Annotated in this window: 18 protein-coding genes; 5 read left to right on the top strand and 13 right to left on the bottom strand. The window is 61.1% G+C overall.

Annotated elements, in window-relative coordinates; all coding sequences use genetic code 11:
* Positions 1–19: 19 nt before the first annotated feature.
* The 6 genes from iolD to iolC all read right to left on the bottom strand — a co-directional run bounded on the left by iolD (position 20) and on the right by iolC (position 8290).
* Positions 20–1951: a 3D-(3,5/4)-trihydroxycyclohexane-1,2-dione acylhydrolase (decyclizing) gene (gene iolD, locus BM132_RS11570; RefSeq protein WP_092455376.1), complete on the bottom strand. Its 1932-nt coding sequence runs from the start codon at positions 1949–1951 to the stop codon at positions 20–22.
* A 163-nt stretch (positions 1952–2114) separates the two neighbouring features.
* Positions 2115–2936: a TIM barrel protein gene (locus BM132_RS11565; RefSeq protein ID WP_092455374.1), complete on the bottom strand. Its 822-nt coding sequence runs from the start codon at positions 2934–2936 to the stop codon at positions 2115–2117.
* 30 nt (positions 2937–2966) lie between these two features.
* Entirely contained in the window at positions 2967–4469 is a 1503-nt protein-coding gene (locus BM132_RS11560) for a CoA-acylating methylmalonate-semialdehyde dehydrogenase (RefSeq protein WP_092455372.1), read from the bottom strand.
* A gap of 30 nt (positions 4470–4499) precedes the next feature.
* Complete coding sequence (iolB, locus tag BM132_RS11555; protein WP_092455370.1) at positions 4500–5309, bottom strand: 5-deoxy-glucuronate isomerase; 810 nt, start codon at positions 5307–5309, stop codon at positions 4500–4502.
* Positions 5306–6199, bottom strand: a complete 894-nt coding sequence (gene iolE / locus BM132_RS11550) for a myo-inosose-2 dehydratase (RefSeq protein ID WP_092398865.1) — start codon at positions 6197–6199, stop codon at positions 5306–5308. Before iolE ends, iolB begins: the two co-directional genes overlap by 4 nt.
* Before the next feature lie 144 nt (positions 6200–6343).
* Positions 6344–8290 carry a bifunctional 5-dehydro-2-deoxygluconokinase/5-dehydro-2-deoxyphosphogluconate aldolase gene (gene iolC, locus BM132_RS11545; protein ID WP_092455368.1) on the bottom strand — a complete coding sequence of 649 codons (1947 nt, stop codon included), beginning with the start codon at positions 8288–8290 and terminating at the stop codon, positions 6344–6346.
* 313 nt (positions 8291–8603) lie between these two features.
* Here iolC and BM132_RS11540 point away from each other — a divergent pair, with 313 nt between their 5' ends.
* Together BM132_RS11540 and BM132_RS11535 are read left to right on the top strand one after the other, a co-directional pair.
* Positions 8604–9524 carry a MurR/RpiR family transcriptional regulator gene (locus tag BM132_RS11540; protein ID WP_047230196.1) on the top strand — a complete coding sequence of 307 codons (921 nt, stop codon included), beginning with the start codon at positions 8604–8606 and terminating at the stop codon, positions 9522–9524.
* Between the two features lie 54 nt (positions 9525–9578).
* Positions 9579–10190, top strand: a complete 612-nt coding sequence (locus tag BM132_RS11535) for a glutathione S-transferase (protein WP_092455367.1) — start codon at positions 9579–9581, stop codon at positions 10188–10190.
* 201 nt (positions 10191–10391) lie between these two features.
* Here the strand turns inward: BM132_RS11535 and hcnC are convergent, their stop codons facing one another.
* From hcnC to hcnA, 3 genes are read right to left on the bottom strand one after another with little or no spacing between them, the layout of a single operon-like run.
* Complete coding sequence (gene hcnC / locus BM132_RS11530) at positions 10392–11681, bottom strand: cyanide-forming glycine dehydrogenase subunit HcnC (protein WP_092455365.1); 1290 nt, start codon at positions 11679–11681, stop codon at positions 10392–10394.
* On the bottom strand, positions 11674–13083 hold the full coding sequence (gene hcnB, locus BM132_RS11525; protein ID WP_092455363.1) for a cyanide-forming glycine dehydrogenase subunit HcnB: 1410 nt from the start codon (positions 13081–13083) through the stop codon (positions 11674–11676). Before hcnB ends, hcnC begins: the two co-directional genes overlap by 8 nt.
* Positions 13080–13403: a cyanide-forming glycine dehydrogenase subunit HcnA gene (gene hcnA / locus BM132_RS11520; RefSeq protein WP_177193357.1), complete on the bottom strand. Its 324-nt coding sequence runs from the start codon at positions 13401–13403 to the stop codon at positions 13080–13082. Before hcnA ends, hcnB begins: the two co-directional genes overlap by 4 nt.
* A gap of 280 nt (positions 13404–13683) precedes the next feature.
* Here hcnA and BM132_RS11510 point away from each other — a divergent pair, with 280 nt between their 5' ends.
* Both BM132_RS11510 and BM132_RS11505 read left to right on the top strand, forming a co-directional pair.
* On the top strand, positions 13684–14367 hold the full coding sequence (locus BM132_RS11510; protein ID WP_047230191.1) for a response regulator transcription factor: 684 nt from the start codon (positions 13684–13686) through the stop codon (positions 14365–14367).
* The gene (locus BM132_RS11505; protein ID WP_092455361.1) at positions 14345–15730 is read left to right on the top strand and encodes a sensor histidine kinase; all 1386 of its coding nucleotides are present in this window, start codon (positions 14345–14347) and stop codon (positions 15728–15730) included. The genes BM132_RS11510 and BM132_RS11505 overlap by 23 nt, the downstream gene beginning before the upstream one ends.
* A gap of 174 nt (positions 15731–15904) precedes the next feature.
* On the opposite strand, the gene BM132_RS11500 is transcribed toward BM132_RS11505, so the two are convergent.
* From BM132_RS11500 to BM132_RS11485, 4 genes are all read right to left on the bottom strand, one after another.
* Entirely contained in the window at positions 15905–16153 is a 249-nt protein-coding gene (locus tag BM132_RS11500) for a DUF1652 domain-containing protein (protein ID WP_047230189.1), read from the bottom strand.
* 230 nt (positions 16154–16383) lie between these two features.
* Entirely contained in the window at positions 16384–17868 is a 1485-nt protein-coding gene (locus BM132_RS11495) for a PAS domain S-box protein (RefSeq protein ID WP_092398883.1), read from the bottom strand.
* Positions 17869–17975: 107 nt separating this feature from the next.
* Positions 17976–19259 carry a Zn-dependent hydrolase gene (locus BM132_RS11490; RefSeq protein ID WP_092398885.1) on the bottom strand — a complete coding sequence of 428 codons (1284 nt, stop codon included), beginning with the start codon at positions 19257–19259 and terminating at the stop codon, positions 17976–17978.
* A gap of 151 nt (positions 19260–19410) precedes the next feature.
* Entirely contained in the window at positions 19411–20889 is a 1479-nt protein-coding gene (locus BM132_RS11485; protein WP_092398887.1) for an NCS1 family nucleobase:cation symporter-1, read from the bottom strand.
* Between the two features lie 622 nt (positions 20890–21511).
* Here BM132_RS11485 and hydA point away from each other — a divergent pair.
* Positions 21512–22951 (top strand): dihydropyrimidinase, encoded by a 1440-nt coding sequence (hydA, locus tag BM132_RS11480; protein ID WP_092455358.1) that lies wholly within the window; start codon positions 21512–21514, stop codon positions 22949–22951.
* The last annotated feature ends 135 nt before the right edge of the window (positions 22952–23086 follow it).

Here is a 23086-nt window from a genome sequence, read left to right as displayed (position 1 = left end):
TTCGTAGGGTTGGGGGCGGTTAATACTGGCGAGCTTCGGCCAGTCGTTCATTGAGGGTTTTGGCGACCGCATCGGTGCGCGCGCTGGTGGAGACTTGCGCCACGCCGACCCGCCACCAGGACAGGTAGCTGTGGATCATGGTCTTGGGCAAGACCTTGATGTCGATGAGGGTCGAGACCGTTTGCAGCCGCGCATCGGCCAGGGCCGCGTGGAGTTCATCGAGGGTTTTGACCTTGTAGGTCTTGCAGCCGTAGGCCGCTGCGCTCATGGCGAAGTCCACCGGCACGAAGCCGCCGTCGAGCTTGCCGGTGTCCGGGTTGCGGAAGCGGAACTCGGTGCCGAAGCTGTCCATGCCGTTGCCCATCTGCAAATTGTTGATGCAACCGAATGTCATGTTGTCCAGCAGCACCACATTGATCTTGCGACGCTCCTGAATCGAGGTCGCCAGCTCCGAATGCAGCATCATGTAGGAGCCGTCACCCACCAGGGCATAGACCTCTTTGTCGGGCTCGGCCAGCTTCACCCCCAGCGCCGCGTTTACCTCATAGCCCATGCACGAATAGCCGTATTCGACGTGATAGGTGTTCACCCCCTTGCTGCGCCAACTGCGCTGCAAATCCCCTGGCAGGCTGCCGGCGGCGGCAACGATGATCGCCTCATCGGCCAGGGTCTGGTTGAGGGTGCCCAGCACGCGGCTCTGGGTCAGGCAAGAACCGGTGAGTTCGATGAATTCGCGAAACACCGCCGGGTCCATGCGGTCGTTGATTTCCGGGATGAAGTCCTCGGCTTGATAATCGGCCTGGTAGATCCGGTCGACCTCGGCGTCCAGCTGGACCTTGGCGTCGGCGATCTGCCCGCCCCATTCAGCGCGATAATCGCCCATCGCCGCGGACAGGGCCTCCAGGCCCGAGCGAGCGTCGGCCAGCAGTTGCACGCCATCAAGCTTCAAGGCATCGCAGGGGCTGATATTGAGGTTGAGAAACTGCACCTCCGAATGCTGGAACAGCCATTTGGACGCGGTGGTGAAATCGCTGTAGCGGGTGCCGATGCCGATGATCAGGTCGGCTTTCTTGGCCAGCAGGTTCGCCGCCAGGCAACCGGTTTCGCCAACGCCTCCGACGTTCAGTGGATGACTGGACACCACCGCGCTCTTGCCGGCCTGGGTCTCGGCAAAGGGGATGTCGAAACGCTCGGCAAAAGCTAGCAGCGCCGCGTTGGCTCCGGCGTATTTGACCCCGCCGCCGCAGATGATCAGCGGCTGGCGCTTGCCTTTGAGCAGCGTCAACGCATCGTCGAGCATGGCTTCGGTGGCCGGGCGCCGGTCGATGCGATGCACGCGTTTTTGCAGAAAGTAATCCGGGTAATCGTAGGCCTCGGCTTGCACGTCCTGGGGCAGCGCCAGCGTCACCGCGCCGGTTTCGGCGGGGTCGGTGAGCACGCGCATGGCCTGGATCGCGGCAGTCATCAGTTGCTCGGGTCGATTGATGCGATCCCAGTATTTGCTCACGGCCTTGAACGCATCGTTGGTGCTGATGCTCAGGTCATGGAATTGCTCGATCTGCTGCAATACCGGGTCCGGCTGGCGACTGGCGTACACATCACCAGGCAACAACAGCAACGGGATGCGATTGGCCGTTGCAGTCGCGGCGGCGGTCAACATGTTCGCCGCGCCAGGGCCGACCGACGACGTACAGGCGTAGATTTTGCGGCGCAGATGCTGCTTGGCGAAACCGATGGCCGCGTGGGCCATGCCCTGCTCGTTGCGCCCCTGATGGACCACCAGGTCGCCGCTGTCCTGCTCCAGCGCCTGGCCCAGCCCCAGCACATTGCCGTGGCCAAAAATGGTAAAGACCCCGGCGACGAATTTGCTCTGGACGCCATCGACCTCGACATACTGGTTATCGAGGAATTTCACCAGGGCCTGAGCCATGGTCAGTCGTGTTGTGGTCATGCTTGCACCTTGTCTGAAATGCAAATCTGGCAGTCGGTTCGATCCCCTGTGGGAGCGAGCCTGCTCGCGATAGCGGTGTGTCAGGCAACTTCGAGATGACTGTCAGTCCGCCATCGCGAGCAGGCTCGCTCCCACAGGGGTCTTCATCATTTTGATAACGGTGTCAGCCATGGAGGTTTTGCAAATGATTCATGCTCACCCCCAACGCCTGACGGATGTCGGCCAGCTCATGGACGCTCTGGGCGAACGGTTCGAAGGACAGGTAGCCCTCGTACCCACCGGCCCGCAATGCCTCGATCTGCGCGGTATTGCCGAGGATATCCGCCTCGCCCACCAGCACGCGGTGGCCGTCGCGGATGGTCGTCAAGGGTGCCTGGGCATCCTCGACACCGGAGATGTGCACCAGCCCGGTCAGCTCGGGGAAAAACTCCTGCTCACCGGCCAGGTGATGATGAAAGGTGTCATGCACCAGACGGAACACATCCAGCCCGCCAATGGCCTCGATCGCTTCCACGGCGGTGCGCTTGCGCCGCAGCGAGCATTCTTCAAACCCCAACGGCTCGATCAAACCGTAGATGCCGAAAGCCCGCAGGATCGGCGCCAGCTCACTGAGGGCCGTACGCAGCCCGGCGGCGCGTTCGGCCTCGCCACGCGGGTCGGCGCGCTCGTTGAGCGGGCACATCACCAACCCCTCGGCAGCGCATTCGCGGGCATAGTCGGCCAACCGCACGGCCTGGGCACGGCGTTCCTCGTTCCATACGTCGAAGGGATACAGCGCGTTGATCGACAACACCTTGATGCCCCGCGCCTCACATAACTCACGCACCTGAGTGGGCGGCATGCCGTTTTCGATCTCGACGCCCTTCAGATCGTTGCGAATCTCGATGGCATCGGTTTTCAGCGCCAGCGCCAGGTCGATGAATTCGGGCAGAGACAGGTGCGGAGCAACCATTCGGTTCAAGGCAAAACGCAGGGGCTTGTTCATTGTTGTTATCCCTCCGGCATTCATAAACGGTTATTGGGCAGTCGGCATGCTGAACTCGGGGCCCTTGGCGATGCTGTCGGGCCAGCGCTGCATCACGCTTTTGTAGCGGCTGTAAAAACGCAAACCTTCTTCACCGTAGGCATGGTGATCGCCAAACAGCGAGCGCTTCCAGCCACCAAAGGAATGCCAGGCCATGGGCACCGGAATCGGCACGTTGATGCCCACCATGCCGACCTTGATGCTGCGAGCAAACGAGCGGGCAATGCCGCCGTCACGGGTGAAGCAGGACACGCCGTTGCCGAACTCATGGGCATTGATCAGGGCCACGGCGCTGGCGAAATCCGCCACGCGAACGATGCCCAGGACCGGGCCGAAAATCTCTTGCTGGTAGATGCTCATCTGGGCGGTGACCTGATCGAACAGCGTCGCCCCGACAAAGAACCCTTGCTCGGCCCCCGGCACCTTGAAACCACGGCCATCGACGATCAGGCGAGCACCTTCGGCGACCCCGGCGTCGATGAAGCCTTCCACCTTGGCCTTATGCTCGGCGGTGACCAGCGGCCCCATGTCGGTGCCGGGTTGCTGACCGTTGCCGATCTTCAACTGGTCAATGCGCGGTAACAGTTTGGCGATCAGTTCATCGCCCACATCCCCCACCGCCACGGCAATGGAAATCGCCATGCAGCGCTCGCCGGCCGAGCCATAGGCCGCGCCGATCAGCGCATCTGCTGCCTGGTCGAGGTCGGCGTCGGGCATGACGATCATGTGGTTTTTCGCCCCACCCAGGGCCTGGACGCGCTTGCCGTTCGCCGTGCCCTGCTGGTGGATGTACTCGGCAATCGGCGTGGAGCCGACGAAAGAAATCGCCTCAATGTGCGGGTGCTGCAACAGGGCATCCACCGCCACTTTGTCGCCCTGGACCACGTTGAACACACCGTCCGGCAACCCGGCCTCCGTCAACAGTCGGGCCATCAGCAGGCTGGCGGACGGGTCACGCTCCGAAGGTTTGAGGATGAAACAGTTACCGGCCACCAGCGCCAAGGGGATCATCCACAGCGGCACCATCACCGGAAAATTGAACGGCGTGACTCCGGCACACACACCCAAGGGCTGGCGCAGGTTCCAGTTGTCGATGCCGCCGCCGATGTTGTCACTGAAATCGGTCTTGAGCAGGTTCGGCGCGCCGCAGGCGTACTCGACGATCTCGATGCCACGGGTGACTTCGCCATGGGCATCTGACAATACCTTGCCGTGCTCGCGGCTGATGATCTGCGCCAGTTCGTCATGATGCCGGTCGAGCAATTCCTTGAACTTGAACATCACCCGCGACCGGCGCAAGGACGACTGCTCGGACCAGCCCGGGAACGCCGCCAGCGCTGAGGCCACTGCGGCCTCGACGGTGCCCGGCTCGGCCAGTGCCACCCGGGCCTGTACCGCCCCGGTGGCCGGGTTGAAGACATTGCTGAACCGCAGCGTGTCGCTGTCCTGCACTCGACCGTTGATGTAATGGCCTACTACCGGGGCATCGCTCATTGTTCTTGTTCTCCGTGCAAAGGATGGAAGTCAGAGATCAAGCAGCCAACTGTGCTGCGGATCGTTATGGAACTGCCAGACCCGCTTCGGGCCGGCCATGACGTTCAGGTAATACGACTCGTACCCGTAGGGCACGCTGACCGGGTGGTAACCCTTGGGCACCACCACCAGGTCGCTGTTTTCCACCGCCATGGCCTGGTCGATGCTGCGGTCGTCGGTGTAGACCCGCTGGAACACGAAGCCCTGGGACGGGTTGACCTGGTGGTAATAGGTTTCTTCCAGAAAGCTCTGGTGCGGCAGGTCGTCGGTGTCGTGCTTGTGGGGCGGGTAGCTCGATGAATGCCCCGAAGGCGTGCGCACTTCCACCACCAGCAGTGAGTGGGCCGGCTCACTGTCGGGCAGGATGTCGCAGACATAGCGGGTGTTGGCGCCCTTGCCGCGCACGCTGCGCTTCATGCTGTCGGGGCGGATCAATCGTGGGCCGTATGGGTTTTGGGCTGAACCCGGCGCGGCACACACGGCGATCTGCACATCGCTGAGGGCGGTCACCTGGGCCTGGCTGCCCGGCGGCAGGTACGCGGCATAGGGCGATTTGTCCTCGAACACCGACTGACGATCACCCAGGTTGTCCCAATCGAAGGCACCCTGCCCCGGTGCTTCACCCTTGAGGCTGATGCGCCCGCTGAGCAAGACCAGGCACAGTTCCTTGTCGGCGGCAGCCACCGGCAGCTTTTCACCAAGACTCAAACGGTAGGCGGCAAACCCGACATACTCCAGTTCACCGGCGGGTAGCTGGACCATGGTCTGGCCGCTGGGCTGGCTTTTGATCAACAGGCTCATGACGCAGTCCTCTCTTGCAGCAAGGCGCGCAGGGTGTCGTAGCCTTTCTTGGCGTAGGCATAACTCGGGGCCACGGCGGGATCCTGCTCGGCTTCCACCACCAGCCAGCCTTGGTAGTCGGCGGCCAGCAGCACATCCAGCAACGCGGCGAAGTCAATGTCGCCATCTCCCGGCACGGTGAAGGTGCCGTTGATGATGCAGTCGGGGAAACTCCAGAGGTTGTTGCGCGCCAGCTGCACCACGGGCTTGCGCACGTCCTTGAAATGCACATGGCAAATGCGCTCGATGTGCTTGCGCAACACCTGCAACGGCTCGCCGCCGCCCATGTAGCAGTGGCCCGAATCGAACAGCAGGCCGACCTCGCTGCCGGTCAGGGCCATCAGTTTGTCGATGTCCGAAGGCGATTCGACATAGGCGCCCATATGATGGTGATACGCCAGACGCACACCCCGGGACAGGGTGAAGCGGGCCAGTTCGGTGAGTTTTTCGGCATAGTCTTGCCAGGCTTCGTCCGTGTGAAAGCGCGGCCGCTCGATCAGTGGGATGCGCTGGCCTTGAATGGAATCGGCCACCTCGCCGTACACCAGCACCGTCGCGCCGTTTTGCGCCAGCAACTCGACATGGCTGGCGATGGCATCGATCTCTTCGGCCGCCGAGCGCCGGGCCAGGCGACTGGAATACCAGCCGGAGACCAGCGCCAGGTCATAGGGCCGCAGCACATCGCCAACGCCCTTGGCATCCTTGGGAAACTTGCCGTTGAGCTCGAAACCTTCGTAACCGATTGCCTTGCCTTCGCTCAGCGCCGTACTCAACGGCGTCTCGCCACCCAGCGATGGCAGGTCGTCGTTGCTCCAGGAAATCGGGTTGATGCCAATTCGAATTGCGGGCATGGCTGTACCTTTTATTGTTTTACATAACCATTGGGCACTGAACCCTGTGGGAGCGAGCCTGCTCGCGATAGCGGTGTGTCAGGCGACTGAGTGTTAACTATCAGTGCGCTATCGCGAGCAGGCTCGCTCCCACAGGTTCAGCATTTACAATTCCTGATTTCGTGCAGCCCGCCACGCCTCGATCAACTCCACAAACCTACCCTGCACCTGCCGGATCAACGTTTCATCGTCGATTTCCCCGGCCAGCCAGGCGCGGCTCGGTTCCTGGAAGATCGTCCGTCCGACGGCAAACCCACGGCAGGTTGTGCTCTGGCTGGCCTGGCGGAAGCCCTCGGCCAGCACGGCGGCCGGGGCGTTGAGGCCCAGCAGTACCACACCTCGGCAATAGGGATCACGCTGTTGAATCAGCTCATCAAGTTGCTTCCATTCGTCTGCCGTCTGGGCTTCGATCTTCCACCATGATGGGAAGATGCCCAGGTTGTAGAGGCGTTTGAGGGCGCGATACAGCACGTCCGGGTGCGGCGACGGATGATCCTTGGGTGGAATGACTTCCAACAGCAGTTCATGGCCGCTGACCTGGGACGCCTGATACAGCGCCATGAGTTGCGCCTCCTGTTCCAGGCGCAGCAGCGGTTCGTCGTCGGGGTGAAATTGCACCAGGCACTTGATGATCTGCTCCTGGGGCCAGGCGATCAGGTTGCTGCCGATGGAGCGCCCGTGTTCGAACGCCAGCGGCCGTGACCCCTGCACCTCCACTGGCCGCGCCACCCACCAGTCACGTCCAGTGGCAGCGTTCAACGAGTCCTGACCGAAACGTTGATCGGCCAGCAGACCGACATCGGCCTCGACGCCCTGACGTTTCAGGTCGGCTTCGACCCGTTCCACGGCCTGGATGAACAGTTGTTTGAGTTCGCTGATGGCGCTCAGCTCACGCCCGCCTTTGTGGGCCAGCTCCACCAGTTGCCAGCGATGATCGAAGGCAAAGATGAACAGTTGCTTCCACTGTTTGCGCGGCACGCTGACCTGATGCAGACGCTGCAAGACCACGTCCCGATCCGGCCGGGTAATCGCCACCGGGCTGTTGAACAGGTAGTCGAGTTCAGCCCGGGTCGGCATCGCCGGGGCACAGGCATGGCGCGACACCACCAGGCCACCGCAGGCATTGGCCAACTGGCAGCAGCGCTCGTCACTGGCGTCCTCCAGCCAACCGGCGAGAAAGCCCGACATGAATGCATCACCTGCGCCCAATACATTCAGGACCTCGACCCGTACACCAGGATAAATCGCACCGTCTTCAAGCCGGGCCGGGATGGCACCATGAATCACCGTGCAACCTTGCGGGCCGAGCTTGACCACCAAGGTCGCCGACGTCAGCGAGCGCACGGTACGCAACGCACTCAGCAGATCTTCGCTGCCGCCGGCGATCAGGAATTCTTCTTCGGTGCCGACGATCAGGTCGAAACGCGGCAGGATGCGTTGCACGTGTTGGCTGACTTTCTGGTCGGCGACGAAACGGGTTTCCCCATCGGCCTTGCCTGCCAGGCCCCAGAGGACCGGGCGATAGTCGATGTCCAGCACGCGCTTGACGTTGTGTTTCTCGGCGTAATCCAGCGCCTGGGTGCTGGCCTTGTAGACACTTTCGGTAGAGAAATGCGTGCCGGTGATCAGCAGCGCCTTGCTGGAGGCAATGAACGTTTCATGGATGTCCTCGGCGCGCAGCGCCATATCGGCGCAGTTTTCCCGGTAGAACACCAGGGGAAAGGTTTCCCGGTCCTTGATACCCAACAGGACCATGGCTGTCAGACGTTCAGGGTCGACCTTGATGCCACTGACATCGCAGCCTTCGCGGGCCAGGGACTCCACCAGGAAACGGCCCATATGGTCGTCCCCTACCCGGCTCAGCATCGCCGACTTGAGCCCCAACCGCGCGGTGCCGAAGGCGATGTTGGCCGACGAACCACCCAGGTATTTGGCGAAGCTTGCGACATCTTCCAGACGCGCTCCGATTTGCTGCGCGTAAAGATCGACGCCCAGGCGTCCCAGGCAGATCACATCCAATTGACGCCCACTGGCAAAACGAGTCTGGCCCATGCTGGCTCCTGTTATTTTTATCAGCCCGCGCGGGCCACCGAAACCGGCGCCAACGCTCTTGGTGGATGCAGACTAAAACGAGCGGCAGCCAACAATCAATAATTATTCTATAAATTTTTTACGTGGAATATTTTTTCCAATACGCTATCACTGGAGCGTGCCAGACGCAGTGCATCGTTTCAGCAGGTACTGCCACGTTGTCTGCCCATGATTTTCCTCACGCCTACGCTGTAGACTGCGATCAGCCAACCTATTGTCGAGGGCCGGCTCTTTTCCCGGGCCGCCCTATAAGAACAAGCCAGAAGGATTTTCTATGACCCGCCCCGATCTGCCGGCGCCGTCCGAGAGTGCGTCCGAACCCGCCCTTTCAAGCCCACCGATCAATGCCGAGCGTCTGCTGCAACTGATTACCGACGAGTATGAAAGCCTGCCGCGCCAGCTCAAACGCATCGCCAGCTACATGAGTCAGCAAAGCGACCGGATCATGGTCGATCGCATCAGTGACATTGCGCGCGAATGCGAAGTGCATCCGTCGGCCATCGTGCGGTTCTCCCAGCGTTTCGGCTTCAGTGGGTTCAGCGAAATGCAGGCCTTGTTTCGCGAGGCCTATACCCACAAGACCACGCCGGTGCAGAACTACCAGCAGCGCATCCGCAGCATGATCGCCAACAAGTCGCAGAAAGCCAGCGGCGGCGACCTGGCGCGCGAATGCGTCAACGCCACCCTCTCGGGTATCGAACGCCTGGGCCTGGAGCTGGACGATCAGGCCTTCGACAAAGCCGTGGACCTGGTGGTCAACGCCGACAACATCTATGTGGTCGGAGTGCGGCGCTCGTTCGCAGTGGCCGATTACCTGGTCTATAACCTGCAACACACCAACAAGCGCATTCACCTGGTTTCCGGGCTGGGGGGCAGTTATCGCGAGCAGATGCGCAGCGTGCGGGCCAACGATCTGGTGATCGCCATCAGCTTTACGCCCTACGGCAAGGAAACCCAGCACTGCCTGCGCATTGCCCAGCACCATCAGGCCAAGACGCTGATCATCACCGACAGCAACCTGTCGCCCCTGGCCAAACGGGCCAATGCGGTGCTGTTGGTGAACGAAGGCAGTTCCTTCGCCTTCCGCTCGTTGAGTGCGACCTTGTGTTTGTGCCAGGCTCTTTTTATTGCCGTGGCTTATCGGTTGGAGCTCAAGGTCGATGAAATCCATGAACAGGTGGGCTTCGAGGATTGACGTCCGGGGTTGCCTTAGTAAGTTGTCTTATAAAAAGTCGCTAAAGGAAAAGCCATGAAACTGATCGGCATGCTGGATTCACCCTATGTGCGACGTGTCGCCATTAGCGCCAAATGTCTAGGGATCGCGCTGGAGCACGAATCGGTTTCGGTGTTCAGGCATTTCGAGCAATTCCAGGGCATCAACCCGGTGGTCAAGGCCCCCACTCTGGTGCTCGACGATGGCGGCGTGCTGATGGATTCCACGTTGATCATCGACTATCTCGAAACCTTGGCCGCGCCGGGCAAAAGCCTGATGCCGGCCGACAGTGGGCAACGGCTGCGCGCACTGCGCGTGATTGGCCTGGCCCTGGCGGCGTGCGAGAAGTCCGTGCAGATCTACTACGAACGCAACCTTCGGCCGACAGAAATCCAACACGCCCCCTGGGTCGAACGCGTGGAAGGCCAACTGGCGGCGGCCTATGACATGCTCGAACAGGAATTGGTGAAACAGCCCCTGGCCACCGATGGCCCCCTCGATCAGGCGGGCATCACCGTGGCGGTGGCCTGGAGCTTCACCAACCTGGTGGTGCCGGATCAGGTGCAGGGCAAGTCATTTCCGTCGATCAGCGCGTTTACTGCCTATGCCGAAGGGTTGGAGGCGTTTGTCAGCACGCCGATGGAATAACGGAAGAGCGCTCCCACAGCGGGTTCCTGAGTGACCACCGGATGAGGGTCACCCCCAGACCTATGTGGGAGCGAGCCTGCTCGCGATAGCGGTGGGTCAATCAACATCAATGGCACTGATCCGAAGCCATCGCGAGCAGGCTCGCTCCCACAGTTTGGGGCCGGAGGACTGCAAAATTTTTGTTTAGCACAAAAAATTGCTTCAAGTCAGCACCACTTCCCTTGGTCCTGCGGCCATCGGCGCCACCTCAAACCGATCCGCCAGGAACGGCGTGATGTCCAGCGGCAGCGGTTCGTGGTTCACCAGTTTGTCCAGCAACACTCCGGTGATGGCCGAGGTCAGGATGCCGGTGCGGAAGTGCCCGCAGGCATTGAGGTAGCCTTCCACGCCGCGCATCGGCCCCAGGATCGGCAGTTCATCGGGTGAACCGGGACGCAAACCGGCCCAGGTGCGTTTCAGGTTGATGTCGGCCAACTGCGGTATGCACCGCACCGCGCCCTGTACCAGCCCCTCGATCTCCGGGTAGGTGGTGGTCACGTCGAACCCTTTGTCTTCGGTGGTACTGCCGATGAGGATTTCGCCGTTGTCCTTTTGCGCGACATAGCAGTCGCTGGTGGTCAGGCACCCGTTGAGGATCTTCGGCATGCGCTCGGTCAGCAGGATTTGCCCCTTGACCGGCTTGACCGGGATGCGCACACCCGTGGCCTGTTTGCTCAGGTCCGCGGCCCAGGCACCGGCGGCATTGATCAGCGTCCGGCAGGTGAAGGTCCCGGCTTCGGCGGTTTTCACCCCCGTCACCCGCGCCCCGTCTCCAAGCACCTGCGTCACGTTGGTGTTGAAGAACAGATCGACGCCGTTCTGCCGCGCACCCTCGGTGTAGGCGTCGGCCAGCCGGAACGGACTGACCTGATGATCGCACAGGAACTCCAGCGCCCCTCGGGCCTCGTGGCTGACATTCGGCTCAGCCTCGCGCAGGGCGGCCTGGTCGAGCCAGCGTACCTGATCGGCCAAGTGGGGAATGCAGGCGACGATATGCTCGGCGTACAAACGGTCTTCGTCGTCGTAGATCACGAACTTGAGCCCGGTCTGCTCAAACTTGAAGTCCATGCCATGGTTGTCCATCAGCTCGCGGTGCAGTTGGGGGTACATCGCATTGGACTGCAAGGCAAAATCGAAGAATGACTGGGGCAGGATGTGCGGCGTGCTGGCGTCCACCGCCACGGCGGCGCTCTGATCCGCTATCGGGGCCTGGCGCTTGCGGTTGGCCGACATCATCCGAAAGAAGATCACCCCGCAACCCAGGCCCACGGATTCACCGATGGCCCACAGGCCGCCAGCCGAAGCGCGGGTAGCGTTGCCGGGGCGCTTGGCGTCGATCAAGGCGATCTTCAGATGCTTGCGCTTGGACAGTTGATAGGCGCAGGAAGCACCGATCACGCCCCCGCCGGCGATGACGACGTCATAGTGTTTGCGGTCTGGATGCTCAGTCATGCTGGACGGCCTCCGGACCAACGTTCTGAAAGGCTGAAAAAGGAATCGGGTCGATGGGAAAACGTGGCCGCAGCCAGCCAACATCGGCACGCCCGGTGGCCTGGCGCAGGCGATCACTGCAATAGCCCACGCACATCCGTCCCTGGCAATCGCCCATGCTCACGCGGGTGCGCATTTTCAAGCTGGCCATGTCTTGCACGCCCTGCTCCAGGGCGCGGTCGATGTCGGCGCGGGTCGCGTGTTCGCAACGACAAATGACCGTATCGGCGGTCGGCAAAGCGGTTTGACCGGCGCCGCGTTGCGTGTAGCGGTCTACGGCAGCGCGAAAACGAATAATCCGCTCCAGTTGCGCTCGATACCGGTCGCGGTGCTCCAGGGCAGTGGACGAATCCAGCAGGTCGGCCTGCATCAGGATCGACAGCCCGGCCATGCGCCCGCTCAGCATGGCGGCTTCACCACCGCGAATCCCGCCCACGTCGCCGGCCAGGTGAATGTGCGTCTGGCTGCTTTGTTGCCAGGCATTGGACACCGCCCGCAAATAACCGTCATCGCTGAAGCCATGCTCCAGGCCCATCTGCTGGCTCAATTGGGTGCGCGGGATGAAACCATAGCCAACCGCCAGCGTCTGGGCCGGGACCTGCTCGGCTCGTTCGAGGTCAGGCTCCCAGGTACTGGAATACGGTGCGACGGTGACGATGTCCAGCTCGCCCTCGCCGTTGGCCTGCACCACTCCCCAGCCATAACGCACGGGGATGCGATGCAGTTTGAGATAAGCCAGCATGCTCAGGCCGTCGAGGAACAATTGTGGTTTGTTCAGCAATGCCAGGCTTTCCCTGGCGATCTTGCCGAAGGCACAAGCCTCATAGACGCCCGCCACGGCCACGCCCGAAGCGTGAAGTTGACAGGCCACCAGCGGCAGCAACGGGCCTGTACCGGTGATCACCACCGGCCCCGGCGGTTTGACCGCTCCGCTCTTGATCTGCAATTGCAGGCCACCGAGCAGCATCACCCCCGGCAGCGTCCAGCCAGGGAACGGCACGCTGCGTTCATGACAACCGGCCGCCAGCACCAGGTGGGAATAGGTGACCTCGCGCAGTTGTTCATCGGCGTTCAGCAGCATCAGCGCCTTGAACCCTTCGGCGCCGATGACGCGGTGGTTGAGTCGCACATCGATCAGCCCGGCGTAGCGCTGGAACTCACCGTGGAGTTTCTTCAGGGCTTCGCTATAGCGCGGCCCCAGGTAATCCAGGCTCACCCCGTCGCGCAGCGGCCCGCGGTAGACCACGCCACCCAGGCGGGGCGCTTCCTCAAGCAGAGTGCAACGCACCCCGTGGGTGGCCAGCTCGATGGCCGCTGCCATACCCGCCGGCCCGCCGCCGACAATCACCGGATGGAGGTTCATGGTGCCTCCCTTTCGGCGATGCGATTGGCCCGGGTTTCAATCTGCATGCCGGGACGCACTTGGGTCTGGCAGGCGCGGCGCTTGTGGCGGCCGTCGATCTTGACCAGGCAGCATTGGCACACGCCCATGCCGCAATATGCGCCACTGAGTTGGTCGTGATCGTTGCGGGCTACCTGGCGCTGGCCCAGGGACTGGATGACGCTGAGGACGGTTTCACCTTGCGCCGCGCTGACGGACTGCCCGTCAAGGTGCACCGTCATGTCGGCCTGTTTCAGCGGCTGGATATCAAATTTTCGGCGTAGAAGGTCTTGAGGTTGCATCATGCAGCTCTTCCTTGAAGGTTCAGTGAGGTCTCGGCTCCTTGCGGCACACCATCACCGGTTCGTGTCAGTGCCCATCAGCGACAGCGCGCCAAAGCAGGGCAACGGACGCAGCATGATGGTGCGCGCTGAATTTATGTTAGGGATTATTTGTGACCAAGTGTTGATCCAGGCCAGTGAATACCGCTGTCGTCGTGCATGAACATTTTTTCAGAAAGCCGACAGGTATTTTTTGGCAGAATGCTGCGCAATGGCTCCAATTTCTCACCCGGTACCGCCCATGAACCGCATTTTGACCATCGAAGACGACGCCGTGACCGCCCGTGAAATCGTCGCCGAACTGACCCGCAACGGCCTGGATGTCGACTGGGTCGACAACGGCCGCGAGGGTCTGGAACGGGCGGTGAGCGGTGATTACGACCTGATCACCCTGGACCGCATGCTGCCCGAACTCGACGGGCTGGTGATTGTGACGACGTTGCGCACCATGGGCGTGGCCACGCCGATCCTGATGATCAGCGCCCTCTCCGATGTGGACGAGCGGGTGCGCGGCCTGCGGGCCGGTGGCGACGATTATCTGACCAAGCCATTCGCCACCGACGAAATGGCCGCCCGGGTCGAAGTCCTGCTGCGGCGCAACAACGGTGCCCGCGAGCCGGAAACCGCACTGCGGGTGGCCGATCTGGAACTCAACCTGATCAGCCGCGAAGCCAGCCGCAACGGGCAACTGCTCAGCCTGCTGCCCACCGAATACAAGCTGCTGGAGTTCCTGATGCGCAACAGCGGCCAGATTCTGTCGCGCATGATGATTTTCGAAGAGGTCTGGGGCTATCACTTCGACCCCGGCACCAACCTGATCGACGTCCATATCGGTCGCCTGCGCAAGAAAATCGACCCGCCGGGCCTGGAACCGCTGATTCGCACGGTACGAGGTTCCGGCTATGTCATTGCTGAACCCCGCTAAGGGCTGGCGCTCCTCCAGCAGTCGTCTGCTGGCGCTGTACAGTTCGCTGTTCGTGCTCTGGAGCGCGGTCCTGATGGGAGTGATGTATTACGAAGTGTTCGGCTACCTTGACAGCCTTGCCAAGCACTCGCTGATGCAGCGCCAACACCTGTTCGCGCGCATTCATGGCGATCAGTTGGAGGATGCGCTCTTGGCCAGCCTGACCCTGGATGAACGCGGCGTCGACGCCTACGGCCTGTTCGATCCGCAACTGCGCCACTTGAGCGGACCGATCCGGCGTGTCCCCGCCGACCTGCCGCTGGACGGCAAGATTCATATGCTCGGCGGCTGCGTCGACTCCAGAGATCCAGGTATTCCTTCCGACAGTTGCGACGCGGTGGCGACCCGGACCCAGGATGGACGCTGGCTGGTGCTGGCACGGGACAACGGCTCGCTGTTCGCGGTGACACGCATCATTCTGCACGCGCTGTTCTGGGGCGTATCCCTGACCATCCTGCCGGGCATTGCCGGCTGGCATCTGTTGCGCCGACGACCGTTGCAACGCATCCGCAAACTGCAGGCCAGTGCCGAGGCCATCGTGGCCGGCGACCTGACCCATCGCCTGCCGCTGTCGAGCCGTCGCGATGAGCTGGACATGCTGGCCGCGATCGTCAACGCCATGCTCGATCGCATCGAACGCTTGATGAACGAGGTCAAGGGCGTGTGCGACAACATCGCCCACGACCTGCGCACCCCGCTGACTCGCCTGCGTGCCCAGCTTTATCGCATCCAGCAGCAAGCCCCGGACGGCTCGCCCGAAGCGTTACAGATGGATCAGGTGATTGCCGAGACTGACACCTTGATGGCCAGGTTTCGGGGGTTACTGCGGATTTCCGAGCTGGAAGACCAGCAACGACGCTCAGGGTTCGTGCGCCTCGATCCGTTGCAGTTGTTGCAGGAACTGCACGATTTTTATCTGCCGCTGGCCGAGGAGCGGGAACTGACCTTCACCCTCGAAGTGCCCGATGCCCTGCCCTTGCTCAATGGCGACCGGGCATTGCTGTTCGAGGCGGTGTCCAACCTGCTGAGCAACTCGATCAAATTCACCCCGCCGGGCGGTGAAGTGATCCTGCGGGGTGTTGATCAGGGCGACAGCAGCCGCATCGAAGTGCTCGACTCCGGGCCCGGAATCCCCGAGGCGGAGCGCAAGGCTGTGTTTCGCCGCTTCTACCGCGCCGAGGGTAGCAGCCAGCAAAGCGGCTTTGGCCTGGGGCTGTCGATCGTCGCAGCGATTGTCAATTTGCACGGGTTCACGCTGGATGTGGGCAGCAGCGAGCAAGGCGGCGCTCGGCTGGCACTCGATTGCCGGGCAACGCTGCTGTAGGTAGCGGCCGTAGGAGCTGTCGAGTGCAACGAGGCTGCGATCTTTTCCCAGACAATTGAATCGCAAGCGAAAGAGCAGATCAAAAGATCGCAGCCTCGTTGCACTCGACAGCTCCTACCAGTTCCTACCTGCGACGTAGCTCCTACGCAGCGGCTACACAGTTCAGCGGATCATTCAGGCGGGATCACTTCGATACAGCGGGGTGTTTTCAAGCTCATACCGCAACTCATCGATCAGCTTTGCCAGGCTTTCTTCCGAGCGGACGCTGTCGACGCTCATGCCGCTCACCACCAGATCCACCTCCCCGCTTTCGCGGTGATACAGGCGTACGGTAAGGGTTCCGTCGCCGTTGAGGCTGCATTCGCAGGCCAGTGGCTTGAAGCTTTCTTCGAGTCGGGCGCGCAGGGGGGCCAGTAGGGTCATCCGTTGCTCCTCAGCGCTGAAGCCGCGAGCGACCGGCGGGCAGTTGCCCGGCAAGCGTCCTGGCGATTGCACAATTGATTCGTTCACTGCTCATTGTGGCGTGTTCCTTGACTGTTTCGTGGGGGACGCAGCACTACACAGAGAATGCCGCACCCTCACAGCCTAAGGAGCCAACGACGCGGGCAAAACCCGAATTTGCACCAGCACGCCCGGTGCATTTGCACTGGCTATCATGGTGCCTTCATTCGCCACTCATTGGCGAACAGACCGCGTTCCCGAGCCCAGACGATCGCCTCGCTGCGGCTGTGAACATCGAGTTTGGAATACAGCGTCGCCACGTGATTGCGCACGGTGTTAGGGGCCAGCTTCAAACGCGCGGCGATTTCCTTGTCGGCCAGGCCCTGACAGATCAGCCCCAGCACATCACGCTCCCGGGCTGTGAGCTCGGTAAATGAAGTGCTGGGCAGCTGGGCGTTGATGCTCTTCACATTGGCCAGTTTTTCGATCAGGGTCCGACTGAACCAGGAGGCATCTTTCATCACCTCTTCGATAGCTGCCACCAGTTCCAGCTCCGAGCGTTTGCGTTCGGTGATGTTCATCAACACCAGCAAATAACACGGCTTGTCCTGAATGACGACAGTATCGGCGGCCATCTCGCAGTCGATCTGTTCCCCGCCTTTTTTGTGAACCTTGACGTCGACACTGGACACGGTTGCGGTTTTTTCCAGCGTGGCAAACAGCGCGGCGCTGGCATCCGGGTCGAGAAAGCCGATTTCCTCCACGGTTTTGCCCAGCAGCTCTTCACTGGAATAACCGCTGGTCTGAAGAAAGGCTTCGTTGATCTCCAACAATTGCTGTTCGGCGCTACACACCAGGGTTGGCACGGGCGTGAGGCGGAACGATTTGGCAAAGCGCTCCTCACTCTGGCGCAACGCCGTTTCGGCCTTGCGGCGCGGCTCCATGTCCATGAAGGAAAACAGCATGCAATCTTCGTCATGCAGGTCCAACGGCTGGCCGGCGACGATCACCTGCTTGCTGCCGCCACCGGGTAATTTCAACTCGGCCTGCATCTGCGGGATGGTCGCGCCCTGGCCCAGTCGTTCGACGGCCAAATCCCGCTTCTCGGCCGCCTCGAGTACATCCAGCTCATACACCGAACGCCCGATCACTTGCTCACGGCTGTAGCCGGTCATCTCCAGAAAGCCCTGGTTGACCTTGATATAGCGCAAGTCACTGAGGCGGCAGATCACCGCCGGCGCCGGGTTGGCACCGAAGGTTTTTTCAAAACGCTGCTCGGCGCTGGCCCACTCGGTGGCGTCGCTGAGAATCAGCACCAGCAATTCCGCCTCACCGCTGCGGTCGGTCAGCACCATGCTGCGAATCCGATGAACCCAAGTACGGTCCGGATCGGCCTCGGGTGTGACCTCTACCAATACATCGCTGAACTCATCGCCACGGGCGACCCGAGCAATGGGGTAGTTGTCCGCGGTCAGCGGGTGGTTGTTGCGATAACGCAAATTGAACCGCTGGACGTATTCCTCGGCGTTGGCCCCCAGCTCGTTGAGGTCAGTAACCCCGTGCATGGTCAACGCCGCTTCGTTGGCCCAGGCGATGGTCTGATCGACTTCGATCAACATCACCCCATCAGACAGCCCGGCGATGATTTGCAGCAGTTGACGACGATTGGTATCGGTAGTCGGGACATCCTGGCTCATCGGGTCTCCATGTGGTCAGAGGAGCATGGAAATTACGACCATCCACGGCGATGACACGTTCCCTGTAGGAGCTGTCGAGTGCAACGAGGCTGCGATCTTTTGATCTTTCAAGCCGCCATGCGTCCCTCGGCAATCGCCTGTGAGGCAGCCAGCATTGCCCGCAGCAATACCGCGCAGCCAGCGGCAAGATCGTCGGGGGCGGCGTTTTCGATTTCGTTGTGGCTGATGCCGCCTTCGCACGGCACGAAGATCATCCCGGCCGGCCCCAGTTCAGCGAGGAAGATCGCGTCGTGGCCGGCGCCGCTGACGATGTCCATATGGGACAGGCCCAGCCCTTGGGCCGCACCGCGGACCGCTTCGACACAGCCCTTGTCGAAGTACAGCGGCGGGAAGTCGGCCGTAGGGGTCAATTCATATGTCAGGCCGTGTTGCTGACAGGTGTCCTCGATCACTTGCCTGACCTCGGCGATCATCGAATCCAGACGCGCCGGCTCCAGGTGACGAAAATCCAGGGTCATGCGCACTTCGCCCGGGATGACATTGCGCGAACCGGGATAGGCTTGCAGGCAGCCAACCGTGCCGCAGGCGTGGGGTTGATGGCCAAGGGCGGCATGGTTGACGGCACCGACGATGATCGAGGCTCCCACCAGGGCGTCCTTGCGCAAGTGCATCGGGGTCGGGCCGGCGTGGGCTTCGACGCCCCGCAAGGTCAGATCGAACCACTTCTGCCCCAGTGCACCCATCACCACACCGATGGTCTTGCGTTCGTCCTCCAGGATCGGCCCCTGCTCGATGTGCGCCTCGAAATACGCGCCCACCGGATGCCCGCTGACCGGGCGTGGTCCGGCGTAGCCGATGGCGTTGAGCGCTTGGCCCACGGTAATGCCCTCGGCGTCGGTCTTGGCCAGGGTTTCTTCGAGGGTAAACTTCTCGGCGAATACGCCGGAGCCCATCATGCACGGGGCGAAGCGCGAGCCTTCTTCGTTGGTCCAGACCACCACCTCCAACGGTGCTTCGGTCTCTATCTTCAAGTCATTGAGGGTGCGCAGCACTTCCAGGCCGGACAGCACACCGAAGCATCCGTCGAACTTGCCGCCGGTAGGCTGGGTGTCGATGTGGCTGCCGGTCATCACCGGCGGCAGGTTCGGATTGCGCCCCGGGCGACGGGCAAAAATATTGCCCACCGCGTCAATGCTGACGGTGCAGCCGGCTGCCTCGGTCCATTGCACGAACAAGTCCCGGGCCTGACGGTCCAGGTCGGTCAGGGCCAACCTGCACACCCCGCCTTTGACCGTGGCACCGAGCTGCGCCAGGTCCATGAGCGACTGCCACAAGCGGTCGCGATTGATGTGCTGTTGGGTGGACTGTAGAACGTCGACGGCTGCGTTCATGGGGATCTCCAGTTTTTTCAGGCATTTTCTCGTTGTACTTGAGGCCGCTATCGCGAGCAGGCTCGCTCCCACGGGGGATCTGCTGTGCACACAGACTTGCATTCACCCCAATCCAGTGTGGGAGCGAGCCTGCTCGCGATGGGGCCCTCCTTTACACCGCAGTTTTAGCGATGGACGGGCTCGCCCGCATACTGCACAACCCGTAATAGATCACCCCGCCCAGTGCCGAGCCGGTGAACCAGCCGTAGCTGTAGAACCAACTGAACGCGTCGCTGCCCAGTGACAGCAGCGTCAGCACCACGGGTACGCCAAAGGCGATGAAGCCGTTCCAGTTCCAGGCCGGGTAGACGTCGTCGCGGTACAGCCCGGCCAGGTCCAGTTGTTGTTTCTTGATCAGGAAATAGTCCACCACCATGATCCCGGCAATCGGCCCCAGCAGGCTCGAATAGCCCAGCAGCCAGTTGGAATAGACCGACTCAAGGCTGACCTCGGAAACGATCAGACCGAGCTTTTTCAGCAGTTCATGGGCCATCAATGCCAACCCCACCAGGCCGGTCAGCATCACCGCCTTGGTACGGCCGATCAGTTTCGGCGCCAGGTTCTGGAAGTCATTGGTGGGCGAAACGATGTTGGCGGCGGTGTTGGTCGAGAGCGTGGCGATGATGATCAGCACCATGGCCAGGGCCACCCACAGCGGGCTCTGGATATGCCCGATCAGGGTCACCGGGTCGGAGACGGTCACGCCTACCAGTTTCGCCGAGGCCGCCGTCATCACCACGCCGAGGGCGGCGAACAGGAACATGGTCAGCGGCAGGCCGATGATCTGCCCCACGATCTGGTCTTTCTGGCTCTTGGCATAACGACTGAAGTCAGGAATGTTCAGTGACAGCGTGGCCCAGAACCCCACCATCGCCGTGAGCCCCGCCAGGAAATAACTGGTCACGCCGGCACCTTCGGGCCGCTTGGCCGGCTCCGCCATCAGCTCGGTCAGGGAGACGTTGGGCAACGCCCACATCAGCAGGCCAACCCCCACCAGCACCAGCAGCGGCGCGGACAGGGTTTCCAGCCATTTGATCGACTCGGCACCGCGCAGCACCACCCACAGGTTCAGGACCCAGAACACCATGAAACCAATCACTTCGCCGGTGCCACCCAGGCTCTTCCAGCCTTCGAACACCGAGCCGAGAAACAGGTGAATCGCCAACCCGCCGAACATCGTCTGGATGCCGAACCAGCCGCACGCCACCAATGCGCGGATCAGGCAGGGAACGTTGGAGCCAATGACGCCGAAGGACGAGCGCAACAACACCGGAAACGGGATGCCGTATTTGGTCCCGGCAAATGCATTCAGCGTCAGGGGGATCAGCACGATGATATTGGCGAACAGGATGGCCAACAGCGCTTCGCCCACCGACAGTCCGAAATAAGCCGTGAGCACGCCGCCCAGGGTGTAGGTCGGCACACAGATCGACATGCCGACCCATAACGCGGTGATGTGCCATTTATTCCAGGTTCGCTCATGCACCTGGGTTGGCGCGATGTCATGGTTGTAACGGGGGCTGTCGAGCACGTCGCTGCCGGCCTCAAGCTCGAATAACCCGTCGCGCTCGGTCACTGTTGATCTGGTCATGTCCGCTCCACTGTTTTCATTATTTTTGCTCATCGACTGGCGATGGCCGGAGTACTTGCATGTAAAGCGCGCGTTCAACCGGCGGCCCTGCCTGGCAGTGACAGCACTCAATAACTGTGCCGATTGCCTCGCCGGGTTGACCGGTTGAACGAAATAACGCTGACAACTTTTTGATCTTTAACGCTTTAATTTAATTTCATTGTTCACTCGCACCGCGCGCCAGTGCCCTTGAGGCTAGATGACCTGCACGTTCTGTCGAGCCCGAGATTCAAAGTGGTGCACCTCCCAATATTGCGAAGCGTCTAAACCGCACTTTCACATCTTTCAAGCTGCTGATTTAGCATGATAAATCTCGCTCAAATAATGAACCTGTCAAGTGCGTCAAAATGGTGAGGCAGCTCACCATTTTGGTGAATTATTGATTTAATTGATATTTTTCAATGAGTTAAACATTCAAACAGTCTATTAAAAATAATCTTGCCGATTCATTAAACTCCAGCTAGCTTCTAATCCTGACAGCCGTGACAGGATTAAAACTCTGCACGACTTCATCACTTCCCCATCATGATCTATACAACATAAAGAACCGGCATCAGTCGGTCATGCCTGCGAGGAACTCGGAATGTCTTTGTTGATCCGTGGCGCCACCGTAATAACCCATGATGAACGTTATCGCGCCGATGTGTTGTGTGCCGAGGGTGTGATCAAAGCCATTGGTGAAAACCTGGATGCGCCCGCCGATGCCGAGGTACTCGATGGCAGCGGCCAATACCTGATGCCGGGCGGCATCGACCCGCATACTCATATGCAATTGCCGTTCATGGGCACCGTCGCCAGCGAAGACTTTTTCAGTGGCACGGCGGCAGGCCTGGCGGGAGGCACAACGTCGATCATCGACTTCGTCATCCCCAATCCCCAGCAGTCGCTGATGGAGGCCTTCCACCAGTGGCGCGGCTGGGCGGAAAAAAGCGCCAGTGACTACGGTTTTCACGTGGCGATCACCTGGTGGAGTGAACAGGTTCGTGAAGAGATGGCCGAGCTGGTCAGCCAGCACGGGGTCAACAGCTTCAAGCACTTCATGGCCTACAAGAACGCGATCATGGCGGCCGACGACACCTTGGTGGCGAGCTTCGAGCGGTGCCTGGAACTGGGCGCCGTGCCCACGGTGCATGCCGAGAACGGCGAGCTGGTTGATCACCTGCAGCGCAAGTTGCTGGCCCAGGGCATTACCGGTCCCGAAGCCCATCCGCTGTCGCGGCCTTCACAAGTGGAAGGTGAAGCCGCGAGCCGGGCCATCCGTATTGCCCAAACCCTGGGCACGCCGCTGTACCTGGTGCATGTGTCGACCAAAGAAGCCCTGGATGAAATCACCTATGCCCGCAGCCAGGGCCAGCCGGTTTACGGTGAAGTACTGGCCGGGCATCTGCTGCTGGACGATAGCGTTTATCGCCACCCCGACTGGCAGACCGCGGCCGGTTACGTGATGAGCCCGCCCTTCCGCCCTCGCGGACACCAAGAGGCGCTCTGGCATGGCTTGCAGTCGGGCAACCTGCACACCACCGCCACCGACCATTGCTGTTTCTGCGCCGAGCAAAAAGCCGCCGGCCGCGAAGACTTCAGCAAAATTCCCAACGGCACCGCCGGTATCGAAGACCGTATGGCGGTGCTCTGGGATGAAGGGGTCAACAGCGGCAAATTGTCGATGCATGATTTCGTCGCCCTGACCTCCACCAACACGGCGAAGATCTTCAACCTTTACCCGCGCAAAGGGGCCATTCGCGTCGGTGCCGACGCCGACCTGGTGCTCTGGGACCCGCAAGGCAGCCGCACGATTTCGGCCAAGACTCACCATCAGCAGGTGGACTTCAACATCTTCGAAGGCAAGACCGTACGGGGCGTGCCCAGCCACACCATCAGCCAGGGCCGACTGGTCTGGGTCGACGGTGACCTGCGGGCCGAACGCGGGGCGGGGCGCTACATCGAACGACCGGCGTATCCGGCGGTGTTCGATTTGTTGAGCAAGCGGGCGGAGTTGCACAAACCGGTTGCCATAAAGCGATAAGCGAACGCCGTACATGTAGGAGCTGCCGAAGGCTGCGATCTTTTTGTTCAGACACCTGAGTCTTGAGCGAAAGATCGACAAATCAAGATCAAAAGATCGCAGCCTTCGGCAGCTGCTACAGGGTTTGTGCGCAAA

Origin of the sequence: Pseudomonas sp. NFACC45, from assembly GCF_900113505.1 — a bacterium.
GTDB lineage: Bacteria > Pseudomonadota > Gammaproteobacteria > Pseudomonadales > Pseudomonadaceae > Aquipseudomonas > Aquipseudomonas tehranensis.
This window is presented reverse-complemented; position numbering and strand designations above follow the sequence as displayed.